At 49.5% G+C, this 14,590-nt stretch carries 14 protein-coding genes, 1 pseudogene and 1 other annotated feature; of the genes and pseudogenes, 10 read left to right on the forward strand and 5 right to left on the reverse strand.

The features are described from left to right. The coding region (locus A31E_RS26255; RefSeq protein ID WP_016249094.1) for a hypothetical protein at window positions 1-220 on the forward strand (220 nt) is incomplete at its 5' end. 352 nt (window positions 221-572) lie between these two features. Here the strand turns inward: A31E_RS26255 and clpB are convergent. The 3 genes from clpB to rluD all read right to left on the reverse strand — a co-directional run bounded on the left by clpB (window position 573) and on the right by rluD (window position 4,984). After that, window positions 573-3,146 carry an ATP-dependent chaperone ClpB gene (gene clpB / locus A31E_RS09915; protein ID WP_001516905.1) on the reverse strand — a complete coding sequence of 858 codons (2,574 nt, stop codon included), beginning with the start codon at window positions 3,144-3,146 and terminating at the stop codon, window positions 573-575. Between the two features lie 129 nt (window positions 3,147-3,275). Beyond that, window positions 3,276-4,007, reverse strand: a complete 732-nt coding sequence (yfiH, locus tag A31E_RS09910; RefSeq protein ID WP_000040161.1) for a purine nucleoside phosphorylase YfiH — start codon at window positions 4,005-4,007, stop codon at window positions 3,276-3,278. After that, window positions 4,004-4,984, reverse strand: a complete 981-nt coding sequence (gene rluD, locus A31E_RS09905; RefSeq protein WP_000079112.1) for a 23S rRNA pseudouridine(1911/1915/1917) synthase RluD — start codon at window positions 4,982-4,984, stop codon at window positions 4,004-4,006. The genes yfiH and rluD overlap by 4 nt, the downstream gene beginning before the upstream one ends. 134 nt (window positions 4,985-5,118) lie before the next feature. Here rluD and bamD point away from each other — a divergent pair, with 134 nt between their 5' ends. The 5 genes from bamD (at window position 5,119) to pheA (ending at window position 9,319) form a co-directional block, all read left to right on the forward strand. Next, window positions 5,119-5,856, forward strand: coding sequence for an outer membrane protein assembly factor BamD (bamD, locus tag A31E_RS09900; protein ID WP_000197680.1), 738 nt, complete (start codon window positions 5,119-5,121; stop codon window positions 5,854-5,856). 121 nt (window positions 5,857-5,977) lie between these two features. Further along, a complete protein-coding gene (locus A31E_RS09895; RefSeq protein ID WP_016249095.1) occupies window positions 5,978-7,306 on the forward strand; it encodes an IS4-like element IS4 family transposase in 1,329 nt (442 codons plus the stop codon). Window positions 7,307-7,566: 260 nt separating this feature from the next. After that, window positions 7,567-7,908: a ribosome-associated translation inhibitor RaiA gene (gene raiA / locus A31E_RS09890; protein WP_000178461.1), complete on the forward strand. Its 342-nt coding sequence runs from the start codon at window positions 7,567-7,569 to the stop codon at window positions 7,906-7,908. A 102-nt stretch (window positions 7,909-8,010) separates the two neighbouring features. Beyond that, window positions 8,011-8,136, forward strand: a sequence feature (Phe leader region). After that, window positions 8,012-8,059 (forward strand): pheA operon leader peptide PheL, encoded by a 48-nt coding sequence (pheL, locus tag A31E_RS25800; RefSeq protein WP_101958059.1) that lies wholly within the window; start codon window positions 8,012-8,014, stop codon window positions 8,057-8,059. Its footprint overlaps the feature before it by 48 nt. 22 nt (window positions 8,137-8,158) lie before the next feature. After that, window positions 8,159-9,319, forward strand: a complete 1,161-nt coding sequence (pheA, locus tag A31E_RS09885) for a bifunctional chorismate mutase/prephenate dehydratase (RefSeq protein ID WP_016249096.1) — start codon at window positions 8,159-8,161, stop codon at window positions 9,317-9,319. Window positions 9,320-9,363: 44 nt separating this feature from the next. Here the strand turns inward: pheA and tyrA are convergent, their stop codons facing one another. Continuing rightward, the gene (gene tyrA, locus A31E_RS09880; RefSeq protein ID WP_000225243.1) at window positions 9,364-10,485 is read right to left on the reverse strand and encodes a bifunctional chorismate mutase/prephenate dehydrogenase; all 1,122 of its coding nucleotides are present in this window, start codon (window positions 10,483-10,485) and stop codon (window positions 9,364-9,366) included. Window positions 10,486-10,495: 10 nt separating this feature from the next. After that, window positions 10,496-11,566 carry a 3-deoxy-7-phosphoheptulonate synthase AroF gene (gene aroF, locus A31E_RS09875; RefSeq protein ID WP_001168033.1) on the reverse strand — a complete coding sequence of 357 codons (1,071 nt, stop codon included), beginning with the start codon at window positions 11,564-11,566 and terminating at the stop codon, window positions 10,496-10,498. A gap of 208 nt (window positions 11,567-11,774) precedes the next feature. Here aroF and A31E_RS09870 point away from each other — a divergent pair, with 208 nt between their 5' ends. The 4 genes and pseudogenes from A31E_RS09870 to A31E_RS09855 all read left to right on the forward strand — a co-directional run bounded on the left by A31E_RS09870 (window position 11,775) and on the right by A31E_RS09855 (window position 14,526). Then, window positions 11,775-12,140 carry a DUF2799 domain-containing protein gene (locus A31E_RS09870; protein ID WP_024193603.1) on the forward strand — a complete coding sequence of 122 codons (366 nt, stop codon included), beginning with the start codon at window positions 11,775-11,777 and terminating at the stop codon, window positions 12,138-12,140. A 152-nt stretch (window positions 12,141-12,292) separates the two neighbouring features. After that, window positions 12,293-12,811, forward strand: coding sequence for a regulatory sequestration protein YfiR (locus A31E_RS09865; RefSeq protein ID WP_016249098.1), 519 nt, complete (start codon window positions 12,293-12,295; stop codon window positions 12,809-12,811). Then, window positions 12,801-14,028, forward strand: a pseudogene (dgcN, locus tag A31E_RS09860) (diguanylate cyclase DgcN). Before A31E_RS09865 ends, dgcN begins: the two are co-directional and overlap by 11 nt. Window positions 14,029-14,043: 15 nt before the next feature. Then, window positions 14,044-14,526, forward strand: a complete 483-nt coding sequence (locus A31E_RS09855; RefSeq protein WP_000595358.1) for an OmpA family protein — start codon at window positions 14,044-14,046, stop codon at window positions 14,524-14,526. The last annotated feature ends 64 nt before the right edge of the window (window positions 14,527-14,590 follow it).

Consider the following 14,590-nt stretch of genomic DNA (forward strand, 5'->3'; position numbering starts at 1 on the left):
TTCCCAGACATTACTCACCCGTCCGCCACTCGTCAGCAAAGAAGCAAGCTTCTTTCTGTTACCGTTCGACTTGCATGTGTTAGGCCTGCCGCCAGCGTTCAATCTGAGCCATGATCAAACTCTTCAATTTAAAAGTTTGATGCTCAAAGAATTAAACTTCGTAATGAATTACGTGTTCACTCTTGAGACTTGGTATTCATTTAGCGTCTTGCGACGTTAAGAATCCGTATCTTCGAGTGCCCACACAGATTGTCTGATAAATTGTTAAAGAGCAGTGCCGCTTCACTTTTTCTCAGCGGCGCGGGGTGTGCATAATACGCTTTCCCGCTACAGAGTCAAGCATTTTTTCGCTTTTCTCTGTCGAAGTTCTCAGGAGAACCCCGCTGACCCGGCGGCTTATTTGCCGTTGTTCCGTGTCAGTGGTGGCGCATTATAGGGAGTTATTCCGGCCTGACAAGCGAAAAATATAAAAACTTTATCGTTCGCTCAATTTTCAGGCAAAACACCCCGAGCATGGTCTTTTCCGTCTAACTTATAGACAGAAACGAGCCCCGAAGGACTCGTTTTATCATTTACTGGACGGCGACAATGCGGTCTTCATTAACTTCCAGGCGAATGACTTTGCCAGGAACCAATTCACCAGACAGTATTTGCTGCGCCAGCGGGTTTTCGATCTGTTGCTGGATAGCACGTTTCAGAGGACGTGCACCATAAACCGGATCATAACCATTCTCGCTCAGCAGTTTCAGTGCCTCGTCAGAAATGTGGATTTCATAACCACGTTCTTCCAGACGTTTGTACAGACGTTTCAACTGGATCTGGGCAATCGAAGCGATATGTTGTTCACCCAACGGGTGGAAGACCACAACTTCATCAATACGGTTTATGAATTCCGGACGGAAGTTATGGCTAACCACGCCGAGCACCAGCTCTTTCATGCGCGCATAATCCAGTTCACCGAAACGTTCCTGGATCAGATCGGAGCCGAGGTTAGAGGTCATAATGACCACCGTATTACGGAAATCGACCGTTCTCCCCTGCCCATCAGTCAGACGTCCGTCATCCAGAACCTGCAACAGAATGTTGAATACATCCGGATGCGCTTTTTCCACTTCATCCAGCAGAATGACGGAATAAGGACGACGACGCACCGCTTCAGTCAGGTAGCCACCTTCTTCATAACCCACATATCCCGGAGGTGCACCAACCAGACGAGACACCGAGTGTTTCTCCATAAACTCGGACATATCGATACGAACCATCGCCTCGTCACTGTCGAACATAAAATTCGCCAGCGCCTTACAGAGTTCGGTTTTACCTACACCCGTTGGACCGAGGAACAAGAACGAACCAATCGGGCGATTAGGATCCGCAAGCCCCGCACGGCTACGACGAATGGCGTTAGATACCGCATCAACGGCTTCGTTTTGGCCAATAACACGATGGTGCAGTTCTTGCTCCATACGCAGCAGTTTTTCGCGCTCACTTTCCATCATGCGAGAAACAGGAATGCCCGTCCAACGCGCCAACACTTCAGCAATTTCTGCGTCAGTCACTTTATTACGCAACAGACGCATGGTTTTGCCTTCGAGCTGTGTAGCCGCTTCCAGTTGTTTTTCGAGCTCCGGAATTTTGCCGTATTGCAGTTCGGACATCCGCGCCAGATCACCTACACGGCGCGCCTGTTCAATGGCGATTTTCGCCTGTTCCAGCTCGGCTTTAATGGTCTGGGTGCCAGAGAGTGACGCTTTCTCTGCTTTCCACTCCTCTTCTAACTCAGAGTACTGGCGTTCTTTGTCACTCAGTTCTTCATTGAGCATATCCAGACGTTTTTTACTGGCTTCATCAGACTCTTTCATTAACGCCTGTTGTTCCAGCTTAAGCTGGATAATTCGACGATCGAGTCGGTCAAGCTCTTCCGGTTTTGAGTCAATCTGCATACGGATACTGGATGCCGCTTCATCGATCAGGTCGATGGCTTTATCTGGCAACTGACGGTCAGCAATGTAGCGATGAGACAACGTCGCCGCTGCAACAATTGCCGGGTCAGTAATTTGCACATGGTGGTGCAGCTCGTAACGTTCTTTCAGGCCACGCAGAATAGCAATGGTGTCTTCCACCGTTGGCTCGGCAACAAACACTTTCTGGAAACGACGTTCCAGCGCCGCATCTTTTTCAATGTACTGGCGATATTCATCAAGGGTGGTCGCGCCCACGCAGTGCAGTTCACCACGGGCCAGTGCCGGTTTCAGCATATTCCCGGCGTCCATTGCGCCATCGGCTTTACCTGCGCCCACCATGGTGTGCAGCTCATCGATAAACAGAATGACGTTGCCTTCCTGTTTCGACAGATCGTTCAGCACGCCTTTCAGACGTTCTTCAAACTCACCACGATATTTCGCCCCAGCCACCAGCGCGCCCATATCCAGCGCCAGTACGCGGCGGCCTTTCAGCCCTTCCGGTACTTCGCCATTGATAATACGCTGCGCCAAACCTTCAACGATGGCGGTTTTACCGACACCAGGTTCACCGATCAGTACCGGGTTATTTTTAGTACGGCGTTGCAGTACCTGAATGGTACGACGAATTTCTTCATCACGACCAATTACCGGATCGAGTTTACCTTGTTCGGCACGTTCGGTAAGGTCAATGGTATATTTTTTCAAAGCCTGACGTTGGTCTTCGGCTCCTTGATCATTCACGCTTTCACCTCCACGCATTTGTTCAATCGCTTGAGTAATGTTGGCGGTGGTCGCCCCTGCTGCTTTCAGGATGTCGGCCAGCGTGCCGCGAGACTCAAGTGCCGCCAGAACAAACAGTTCTGACGAGATAAAGTTATCACCACGTTTTTGCGCCAGCTTGTCGCAAAGATTAAGAACGCGCACCAGATCCTGTGAAGGCTGGACATCGCCCCCTGTACCTTCAACCTGCGGTAAACGATTTAATGCCTGATTGATATCTGTGCGCAATTGGCCAGCATTAATGCCAGCGGATGTTAATAAAGGACTAACCGAACCCCCTTCCTGATTCAGCAGGGCGCTCATTAAATGAAGTGGTTCGATGAATTGGTTGTCGTGCCCGAGTGCAAGTGATTGGGCATCGGCAAGAGCAAGCTGGAATTTGTTAGTAAGACGATCCAGACGCATAACTCCTCCCATAACGGATCAAAGTTGCTACTGGAGATTAAATGAGGTCATCCCTCAATTATTCAAGGTTATTGACCAGATTAATGTGAAAAGAAAATCACGCGTACCGGATCGTCTTGATTCTTTAGGTTATATCAGCCAAATGAAACTTGCCATACGACCCGTGCACTTGTCGCGACGATAAGAGAAGAAAGTCTCATTTTCAGTGTATGTACAGCGATTACCACCGAAAATTTGTTCAACACCGACGTTCGCCAGGCGCTGCCGGGCAAGCAGATAAATATCCGCCAGATATTTATCACCACGCTGAATGAAAGCCTCGCTCGCTTTGGCATCTACTGCCATAAATGCCTCGCGAACCTCCGGCCCCACTTCAAAGGCGCGCGGACCAATTGCGGGTCCCAGCCAGGCAAGAATGTTTTCTGGCTTATCAGCAAAACAAGAAACTGTCTCCTCCAGCACACCAGCGCAAAGTCCACGCCAGCCAGCATGAGCAGCGGCGACTTCCGTTCCCGCACGGTTGCAAAACAGCACAGGCAGGCAGTCGGCAGTCATCACAGCGCAAACCGTGCCAGGTGTGTTGCTATAAGATGCATCCGCCCGTTTAGAGGCATAAGGTTCGCCAGTAAGCCTTAGAACATCTTTCCCATGTACCTGCTCAAGCCACACCGGTTTTGAAGGCAAATTGCCCGCAGCAAAAAGTCGCCTGCGATTCTCCTCAACGTGTTCCGGGTTATCACCACAATGGGCCCCCAGATTGAGAGAATCGTAAGGCGGTAAGCTAACGCCGCCAATACGGGTAGAGCTACAGGCCGCAACACCTTTTGGCAACGGCCACTGCGGGACAATCAACTTACTCATAACCAGTCCACTTCATCCTTATGCTCTTCGAAATCGGCGCGCATCACCTCAATCAGTTCAACCATATCTTGTGGGATAGGCGCGTGCCATTCCATTTCGATACCGGAAATCGGGTGATAGAGACGTAGCATCGTTGCGTGAAGCGCCTGACGATCAAACTTACGCAGCGTGGAGATAAACGCTTCCGACGCCCCCTTCGGCGGACGCGGGCGACCACCATAAACCGGATCACCCACCAGCGGATGAGTGATATGCGCCATATGCACGCGGATCTGATGCGTACGTCCTGTTTCGAGACGCAACCGCAGACGCGTGTGCACACGGAAGTGTTCCATGATGCGATAGTGAGTGACCGCTGGTTTGCCCATCGGATGCACCGCCATATGGGTGCGTTTGGTGGGATGGCGGCTGATTGGCTCGTCCACCGTGCCACCCGCAGTCATATGACCAATCGCTACGGCTTCGTACTCACGGGTAATTTCACGCCGTTGCAGAGACTCCACCAAACGCGTCTGAGCTGGAACCGTTTTTGCCACAACCATCAAACCCGTCGTGTCTTTATCCAGACGATGGACAATGCCCGCACGCGGAACATCTGCAATTGGCGGATAGTAATGAAGCAACGCATTCAACACCGTGCCATCAGGGTTACCCGCGCCAGGATGTACAACCAGGTCGCGCGGTTTATTAATAACAATGATGTCTTCATCTTCATAGACGATATCCAGTGGGATATCCTGCGGTTCAAAACGCGCTTCTTCTTCAATTTCGGCGTTGATGGCAACCTGCTCGCCACCCAATACTTTTTCTTTCGGCTTATCACAAACTTTGCCGTTAACCAGCACGCGCTGGTCGAGGATCCATTCTTTTATCCGCGAACGTGAATAATCCGGGAACATTTCGGCCAAAGCTTGATCTAAGCGTTGACCGAGTTGGTTTTCGGACACTGTTGCAGTGAGTTGTACTCGTTGTGCCATATATACTGCTTCTTCGTTTATCGTTGGGGTTTTACGGCTTTGCCGTTTAATATAGTGTGCTATTGTAGCTGGTCTTAACCGGGAGCAGGAACAGAGAATCTCCCGTAATACATTTTGAGGAAAGTCAAAACGTCATGACGCGCATGAAATATCTGGTGGCAGCCGCCACATTAAGCCTGTTTTTGGCGGGTTGCTCGGGTTCAAAGGAAGAAGTACCTGATAATCCGCCAAATGAAATTTACGCGACTGCACAACAAAAGCTGCAGGACGGTAACTGGAGACAGGCAATAACGCAACTGGAAGCGTTAGATAATCGCTATCCGTTTGGTCCGTATTCACAGCAGGTGCAGTTGGATCTCATCTACGCCTATTATAAAAACGCCGATCTACCGTTAGCACAGGCTGCCATCGATCGTTTTATTCGCCTGAACCCGACCCATCCGAATATCGATTATGTCATGTATATGCGTGGCCTGACCAATATGGCACTGGATGACAGTGCGCTACAAGGATTCTTTGGCGTTGACCGTAGCGATCGCGATCCTCAACATGCTCGAGCTGCGTTTAGTGACTTTTCCAAATTAGTTCGCGGCTATCCGAACAGTCAGTACACCACCGATGCCACCAAACGTCTGGTGTTCCTGAAAGATCGCCTGGCGAAATATGAATACTCTGTTGCCGAGTACTATACAGAACGCGGCGCATGGGTTGCTGTCGTTAACCGTGTAGAAGGCATGCTGCGCGATTTCCCGGATACTCAGGCTACACGTGATGCTCTGCCACTAATGGAAAATGCTTACCGTCAGATGCAGATGAATGCACAAGCTGAAAAAGTCGCGAAAATCATCGCCGCAAACAGCAGCAATACATAACAGAATTCTGAAACACAAAACGGCAGCCCTTGAGCTCTAATGCCGATCAGTTAAGGATCAGTTGACCGATCCAGTGGCTGTGTAAGAATCCGGAAACGCTCACTCGTTTCCGGATTTTTTTATGCACATTGGACAGGCCCTTGATCTGGTATCCCGTTACGATTCTCTGCGTAACCCACTGACTTCTCTGGGGGATTACCTCGACCCCGAACTCATCTCTCGTTGCCTTGCCGAATCAGGTACTGTAACGCTACGCAAGCGCCGTCTTCCCCTCGAAATGATGGTCTGGTGTATTGTTGGCATGGCGCTTGAGCGTAAAGAACCTCTTCACCAGATTGTGAATCGCCTGGACATCATGCTACCGGGCAATCGCCCCTTCGTTGCCCCCAGTGCCGCTATTCAGGCCCGCCAGCGCCTGGGAAGTGAGGCTGTCCGCCGCGTGTTCACGAAAACAGCGCAGCTCTGGCATAACGCCACGCCGCATCCGCACTGGTGCGGCCTGACCCTGCTGGCCATCGATGGTGTGTTCTGGCGCACACCGGATACACCAGAGAACGATGCAGCCTTCCCCCGCCAGACACATGCCGGGAACCCGGCGCTCTACCCGCAGGTCAAAATGGTCTGCCAGATGGAACTGACCAGCCATCTGCTGACGGCTGCAGCCTTCGGCACGATGAAGAACAGCGAAAATGAGCTTGCTGAGCAACTTATAGAACAAACCAGCGATAACACCCTGACGTTAATGGATAAAGGTTATTACTCACTGGGACTGTTAAATGCCTGGAGCCAGGCGGGAGAACACCGCCACTGGATGATCCCTCTCAGAAAGGGAGCGCAATATGAAGAGATCAGAAAACTGGGTAAAGGCGATCATCTGGTGAAGCTGAAAACCAGCCCGCAGGCACGAAAAAAGTGGCCGGGACTGGGAAATGAGGTGACAGCCCGCCTGCTGACCGTGACGCGCAAAGGAAAAGTCTGCCATCTGCTGACGTCGATGACGGACGCCATGCGCTTCCCCGGAGGAGAAATGGCGGAGCTGTACAGTCATCGCTGGGAAATCGAACTGGGATACAGGGAGATAAAACAGACGATGCAACTGAGCAGGCTGACGCTGAGAAGTAAAAAGCCGGAGCTTGTGGAGCAAGAGCTGTGGGGTGTCTTACTGGCTTATAATCTGGTGAGATATCAGATGATTAAAATGGCGGAACATCTGAAAGGTTACTGGCCGAATCAACTGAGTTTCTCAGAATCATGCGGAATGGTGATGAGAATGCTGATGACATTACAGGGCGCTTCACCGGGACGTATACCGGAGCTGATGCGCGATCTTGCAAGTATGGGACAACTTGTGAAATTACCGACAAGAAGGGAAAGGGCCTTCCCGAGAGTGGTAAAGGAGAGGCCCTGGAAATACCCCACAGCCCCGAAAAAGAGCCAGTCAGTTGCTTAACTGACTGGCATTACAGCCCTTGAGCTGCCGTTTTTTTATTCTGTAACGCGTGTAACTGAAGCGATTTAGTCGCGATCGATCTCATCAAATATGGCTCGCTTTGAGACATTCCTCAAGTAAAAAAACACTTCTTCCTGCGATTTCTCACAAAAAAACTTCGTTGACAAAAAGTGACAAAATTATGAGATTTCCATCACACATTTTGACATCAGGAACGGTATGCTGAATTCACCAAGACGGGAAGACAAGAGGTAAAATTTATGACAATGAACATTACCAGTAAACAAATGGAAATTACTCCGGCCATCCGCCAACATGTCGAAGACCGTCTCGCCAAACTGGAAAAATGGCAAACACATCTGATTAATCCACATATCATTCTGTCCAAAGAGCCACAAGGGTTCGTTGCTGACGCCACTATCAATACACCTAACGGCGTTCTTGTTGCCAGTGGTAAACATGAAGATATGTACACCGCAATTAACGAATTGATCAACAAGCTGGAACGGCAGCTCAATAAACTGCAGCACAAAGGCGAAGCACGTCGTGCCGCAACATCGGTGAAAGACGCCAACTTTGTCGAAGAAGTTGAAGAAGAGTAGTCCTTTATATTGAGTGTATCGCCAACGCGCCTTCGGGCGCGTTTTTTGTTGACAGCGTGAAAACAGTGCGGGTACTGTACTGAAGTCGCTTAAGGAAACAAATATGAAACACACTCTGTTCTTCTTCGCATTCTTTTTTACCTTCCCCTGAATGGGAGGCGTTTCGTCGTGTGAAACAGAATGCGAAGACGAACAATAAGGCCTCCCAAACCGGGGGGCCTTTTTTATTGATAACAAAAAAGGCAACACTATGACATCGGAAAACCCGTTACTGGCGCTGCGTGAGAAAATCAGCTCGCTGGATGAAAAATTACTGGCGCTACTGGCAGAGCGGCGCGAACTTGCTGTCGAGGTGGGAAAAGCCAAACTGCTCTCTCATCGCCCGGTACGTGATATCGATCGTGAACGCGATTTACTGGAAAAACTGATTACACTCGGTAAAACGCACCATCTGGATGCGCACTACATTACCCGTCTGTTCCAGCTTATCATTGAAGATTCCGTATTGACCCAGCAGGCACTGCTCCAGCAGCATCTCAATAAAATTAATCCGCACTCTGCCCGCATTGCTTTTCTTGGCCCGAAAGGTTCCTACTCACACCTTGCCGCCCGTCAGTATGCTGCCCGTCACTTCGAGCAATTTATTGAAAGTGGTTGTGCCAAATTTGCTGATATTTTTAATCAGGTGGAAACAGGTCAGGCCGACTATGCCGTCGTACCGATTGAAAATACCAGCTCCGGTGCCATTAACGATGTCTACGATCTGCTGCAACATACCTGCTTATCGATTGTTGGCGAGATGACGCTGACCATTGACCACTGCCTGCTGGTTTCTGGTACTACAGATTTATCCACCATCAACACGGTCTACAGCCATCCGCAGCCATTCCAGCAATGCAGTAAATTCCTTAATCGCTATCCGCACTGGAAGATTGAATATACCGAAAGTACGTCCGCGGCGATGGAAAAGGTTGCACAGGCAAAATCACCGCATGTTGCTGCATTGGGGAGCGAGGCAGGCGGCACTTTGTACGGCTTACAGGTGTTGGAGCGCATTGAGGCAAATCAGCGACAAAACTTCACCCGATTTGTCGTGCTGGCGCGTAAAGCCATTAACGTTTCAGACCAGGTTCCGGCAAAAACCACGCTGTTAATGGCCACCGGACAACAAGCCGGTGCACTGGTTGAAGCACTGCTGGTGCTGCGCAATCATAATCTGATCATGACCCGTCTGGAATCACGTCCGATTCACGGTAATCCGTGGGAAGAGATGTTTTATCTGGATATTCAGGCCAACCTTGAATCAGCAGAAATGCAAAAAGCATTGAAAGAGTTAGGTGAAATCACCCGTTCGATGAAGGTGTTGGGCTGTTACCCAAGCGAGAATGTGGTGCCTGTCGATCCTGCATGATGAAGCCGTGCCGGATGTGATACGTATCACCCGGCACAAAATTATTACTGCCGGTTGTCGTTTGCCTGACGCAATAACACACGGCTTTCACTCTGGAAGCGTTGCGCGTAATCACCGAACCAGTGCTCAACCTTGCGGAAACTGTCAATAAACGCCTGCTTATCGCCCTGCTCCAGCAACTCAATCGCCTCGCCAAAACGTTTATAGTAACGTTTGATCAGCGCCAGATTACGTTCTGACGACATGATGATGTCGGCATAAAGCTGCGGATCCTGGGCAAACAGTCGCCCGACCATCGCCAGTTCAAGGCGATAAATGGGCGAAGAGAGCGCCAGAAGTTGCTCAAGCTGAACATTTTCTTCTGCCAGATGCAGGCCATAAGCAAAAGTAGCAAAGTGGCGCAACGCCTGGATAAACGCCATATTCTGATCGTGCTCCACGGCGCTAATGCGATGTAACCGTGCGCCCCAGACCTGAATTTGCTCCAGAAACCATTGATACGCTTCCGGCTGGCGGCCATCACACCAGACAACGACCTGTTTCGCCAGGCTACCGCTGTCCGGGCCGAACATCGGGTGTAGCCCCAGCACCGGACCATCATGCGCCGCCAGCATGGCCTGCAACGGTCCATTTTTCACCGATGCCAGATCAACCAGAATACAGTCTTGCGGTAAACGCGGCAATTTTCCTATGACCTGCTCAGTAACATGAATCGGCACACTAACAATCACCATTCCGGCATCGGCAACAATCTCAGCCGCACGTTCCCAATCATGTTGTTCAAGGATCCGCACCTGATAACCCGAGAGTGTCAGCATCTTCTCGAACAATCGCCCCATCTGACCGCCACCGCCGACGATAACCACCGGGCGCAACGTAGGACAAAGCGTTTTAAAGCCTTTGTCGTTCTCGCTGGAGTAAGATTCACGCATCACCCGACGCAGGATGTCTTCAATGAGATCCGGCGGCACTCCGAGAGCTTCAGCCTCGGCGCGCCGCGAGGCCAGCATGGATGCCTCACGCTCCGGAACATAAATAGGCAACCCAAAACGGCTCTTCACCTCTCCGACTTCGGCAACCAGTTCCAGACGCTTCGCTAATAAATTCAGCAACTCTTTATCGACTTCATCAATTTGATCGCGTAATGCGGTCAACTCAGCAACCATAATAAACCTCTTAAGCCACGCGTGCCGTCAACTGTCCGTTGAGATCATGATGAATCTCACGCAGCAAGGCATCTGTCATTTCCCAGCTAATGCAGGCATCGGTAACGGATACACCGTATTTCATTGCGCTGCGCGGTTGCTCGGAAGACTGATTGCCTTCGTGGATATTACTTTCGATCATCAGACCAATAATTGAGCGATTGCCATCTTTGATTTGGGCAACCACGGACTCTGCTACCGCAGGTTGGCGGCGATAATCTTTATTGGAATTACCGTGGCTGCAATCTACCATCAGTGAGGGACGCAGTCCCGCCTGTTCCATCTCTTTTTCACATTGCGCAATATCCGCAGGGCTATAATTCGGTGCTTTGCCGCCTCGCAGGATCACATGTCCGTCCGGATTACCTTGCGTTTGTAGCAACGCAACCTGCCCTGCCTGGTTAATACCGACAAAACGGTGTGGCTGGGCGGCAGCTCGCATGGCGTTAATTGCCGTTGCCAGACTGCCATCGGTGCCGTTTTTAAAACCAACCGGCATAGACAGGCCAGATGCCATTTCACGGTGTGTTTGCGATTCTGTGGTGCGAGCACCAATTGCAGACCAGCTAAACAGATCACCAAGATATTGCGGGCTGTTTGGATCTAACGCCTCCGTCGCCAACGGCAGCCCCATGTTCACCAGTTCAAGCAGCAACTTACGCGCAATTTGCAGCCCGGCTTCTACGTCAAAAGAGCCATCCATATGTGGATCGTTAATTAACCCTTTCCAGCCGACAGTAGTACGGGGTTTTTCAAAATAGACGCGCATCACCAGATAGAGGTTATCGCTGACCTCTTCGGCAAGAGCTTTAAATCGACGAGCATATTCCAGAGCCGTTTCAGGATCATGAATGGAACAAGGACCACACACTACCAGCAGACGAGGATCGCGCCCGGCGATAATATCTGAAATGGTTTTACGCGAATCGGCAATCTTGGCTTCTTGTTGCAGGCTTAATGGAAAAGCGGCCTTCAATTGTTCCGGGGTCATCAGAACCTGTTCATCGGTAATGTGTACGTTATTCAGCGCGTCTTTTTGCATGATGGTGATCCTGTTTATGCTCGTTTGCGATAGTTGATCCTCAGCGAGGATGACGTAACGATAACACAACAAGTAAAGATTTCAATCCAAATTTCGTAAATAATAGTTTACACATGCAGTTTTAATGCTTCTTAGACAATTAATTTCGTAAAAATAAATTTACACCACTATCAAAAACAATCCGCTATGCTTTGAAAAAGGAGAAAAAATGATGAAAAAACTTATCGGTTCCCTGTTGGCCTTAGTGATTAGCGGTTGCCAGATTGATCCTTATACTCACGCGCCAACCTTGACCAGTACCGACTGGTATGACGTTGGTATGGAAGATGCTATATCAGGCGTTGCCATAAAAGACGACGATACATTTAACGATTCACCAACAGATCGGGTGGTATACCTTAAAGGATATGCCGAAGGACAAAAGAAAACCTGCCAGCCTGATTTTACTTACGCCAGAGGGCTATCTGGTAAAAGCTTTCCCGCCAGTTGTGACACGGTGGAAAATGCCAGTCAACTGCATGAAGTATGGCAAAAAGGAGCCGATGAAAATGCCAGCACGATACGATTGAATTAATTTAAACCTCATCAATAAATTAATCATAAGATTTAACTTATTTGAATTTTAATTCTCGTTTTGATGACGAGTGCATAAAATAATGATATTTTAATGAGCATCCTAAAGAAAATTTTCGATGCGTTTCGAGCAACGGTGGTGAGGATCCCTGAATGCGCTTTTCTCACCGACCGATCTTACTACTGCTCTTTCTCCTGGCAGGATCGCCATTACTCGCTCAGGGTGCTTCTGACGTTACAAAAAATGTACGTTTGATGGTTTCCGGTATCGTCAGCTACACTCGCTGGCCTGCATTGACTGGCCCACCAAGGCTATGTATTTTTTCATCTTCACGTTTTAGCGCAGCCCTACAAGAGAACAACGCAACTTCTTTGCCTTATCTCCCCATCATCATTAACTCTAAACAAGAGGCACTGATTTCAAGCTGCGATGGCTTTTATTTTGGCAACGAGTCACCGACATTCCAGATAGAATTAATCGATGAATATCCGTCTAAGGCGTTATTATTAATAGCCGAACAAAATACCGAGTGCATTATTGGCAGCGCATTTTGCCTGATCATCAACAATAATAACGTCAGATTTGCCGTAAACCTGGATGCCTTATCGCGTAGTGGTGTAAAGGTCAACCCGGATGTCTTAATGCTCGCACGGAAGAAAAATGATGGGTAACGATAATTCTCTTAATAAGCGCCCCACGTTTAAAAGAGCATTACGCAATATCAGCATGACCAGCGTATTTATCACTATGACGCTGATCTGGCTGCTGCTTTCCGTGACATCGGTGCTGACCCTGAAACAATACGCGCAAAAAAAACCTGGCACTCACCGCAGCGACAATGACTTACAGTCTGGAAGCTGCTGTCGTTTTTGCCGATGGTCCGGCAGCCACAGAAACGTTAGCCGCGCTGGGTCAGCAGGGCCAATTTTCAACCGCAGAAGTGCGAGATAACCAGCAAAACATTCTGGCATCCTGGCATTACACCAGTAAGGCTCCGGGCGAGACATTCAGTAATTTCATTAGCCACTGGCTCTTCCCCGCTCCCGTCATTCAGCCGATTCGCCATAATGGCAAAATCATTGGCGAAGTACAGTTAACTGCTCGCGACAACTCAATCAGTCATTTTATCTGGTTATCGCTGGCTGTTCTGACGGGCTGCATTCTGCTGGCATCAGGCATTGCAATCACCCTTACCCGCCATTTGCATAACGGACTGGTGGAAGCGCTAAAAAACATCACTGACGTCGTTCATGATGTGCGCTCCAACCGCAATTTTTCCCGCCGTGTTTCGGAAGAACGAATCGCAGAATTTCACCGCTTTGCTCTCGACTTCAATAGCTTGCTGGATGAAATGGAAGAGTGGCAGCTCCGTTTGCAGGCAAAAAATGCCCAGCTTCTACGTACCGCGCTACATGACCCATTAACCGGGCTGGCGAACCGCGCTGCATTCCGCAACTGCATCAATACGTTAATGAGTGATTCTGCTGCTCGAGAAACCTCAGCTTTACTTTTTCTTGATGGCGATAATTTCAAATATATCAATGACACATGGGGGCACGCGACGGGCGATCAGGTCTTGATCGAGATAGCCATACGGTTAATGGAATTTAGCGGAAAACGACATCAGTCATACCGCATAGGAGGCGACGAGTTCGCCATGGTTCTGTCTGGCGTACTGTCAGAATATGAAGTGCAGCGTATCTGTGCAGATCTCACACAAACCTTTCATCGCCCATTCAATCTCCATAACGGTCATCAGGCCTGCATGACCTTAAGTATTGGATACGCCCTGACTCGTGAACACGATTCTGCCGAAAAATTACAAGAGCTGGCCGATCGTAATATGTATCAGGCCAAGCACCAGCGCGCCGAAACGCGGGTGAAATAACAAGGAAATATCTACATGATAAAGCAACTGGTAGCACCTCTGGTTTTCTCTTCTCTGATACTGGCAGGTTGCCAGGCTCCACAAGGCAAGTTTACCCCAGAGCAAGTCGCTGCTATGCAGTCTTATGGTTTTACTGAATCCGCCGGTGACTGGTCACTTGGCTTATCAGACACGATTCTGTTTGCTAAAAATGACTACAAACTACTTCCGGAAAGTCAGCAACAGATCCAAACCATGGCGGCGAAACTGGCTTCTACCGGGCTAACACATGCCCGTATGGATGGTCATACCGATAACTACGGTGAAGATAGCTACAATGAAGCCTTATCACTGAAGAGAGCGAATGTCGTCGCAGATGCCTGGGCTGAAGGTGGGCAAATTCCTCGCAGCAATCTCTCTACTCAAGGCTTAGGGAAAAAATACCCCATCGCCAGCAACCAGACATCTCAGGGTCGGGCCGAGAACCGCCGCGTCGCTGTGGTGATAAGTGCGCCTTAAACTCAATTTCAGTAGATAAAAAAAGGGCCAGCCAATTGGCCAGCCCTTCTTAACAGGATGTCGC

Origin of the sequence: Escherichia sp. KTE159, from assembly GCF_000408805.1 — a bacterium.
In the GTDB taxonomy this organism is placed as follows: domain Bacteria; phylum Pseudomonadota; class Gammaproteobacteria; order Enterobacterales; family Enterobacteriaceae; genus Escherichia; species Escherichia marmotae.

What these genes read in the sequence shown, in the direction of transcription:
- pheA (WP_016249096.1), top strand. Translation starts at nt 8,159, where the DNA reads ATGACATCGGAAAACCCGTTACTGGCGCTGCGTGAGAAAATCAGCTCG.
- A31E_RS09870 (WP_024193603.1), top strand. Translation starts at nt 11,775, where the DNA reads ATGATGAAAAAACTTATCGGTTCCCTGTTGGCCTTAGTGATTAGCGGT.
- bamD (WP_000197680.1), top strand. Translation starts at nt 5,119, where the DNA reads ATGACGCGCATGAAATATCTGGTGGCAGCCGCCACATTAAGCCTGTTT.
- A31E_RS09865 (WP_016249098.1), top strand. Translation starts at nt 12,293, where the DNA reads ATGCGCTTTTCTCACCGACCGATCTTACTACTGCTCTTTCTCCTGGCA.
- clpB (WP_001516905.1), bottom strand. Translation starts at nt 3,146, where the DNA reads ATGCGTCTGGATCGTCTTACTAACAAATTCCAGCTTGCTCTTGCCGAT.
- A31E_RS09855 (WP_000595358.1), top strand. Translation starts at nt 14,044, where the DNA reads ATGATAAAGCAACTGGTAGCACCTCTGGTTTTCTCTTCTCTGATACTG.
- yfiH (WP_000040161.1), bottom strand. Translation starts at nt 4,007, where the DNA reads ATGAGTAAGTTGATTGTCCCGCAGTGGCCGTTGCCAAAAGGTGTTGCG.
- rluD (WP_000079112.1), bottom strand. Translation starts at nt 4,984, where the DNA reads ATGGCACAACGAGTACAACTCACTGCAACAGTGTCCGAAAACCAACTC.
- aroF (WP_001168033.1), bottom strand. Translation starts at nt 11,566, where the DNA reads ATGCAAAAAGACGCGCTGAATAACGTACACATTACCGATGAACAGGTT.
- raiA (WP_000178461.1), top strand. Translation starts at nt 7,567, where the DNA reads ATGACAATGAACATTACCAGTAAACAAATGGAAATTACTCCGGCCATC.
- tyrA (WP_000225243.1), bottom strand. Translation starts at nt 10,485, where the DNA reads ATGGTTGCTGAGTTGACCGCATTACGCGATCAAATTGATGAAGTCGAT.
- A31E_RS09895 (WP_016249095.1), top strand. Translation starts at nt 5,978, where the DNA reads ATGCACATTGGACAGGCCCTTGATCTGGTATCCCGTTACGATTCTCTG.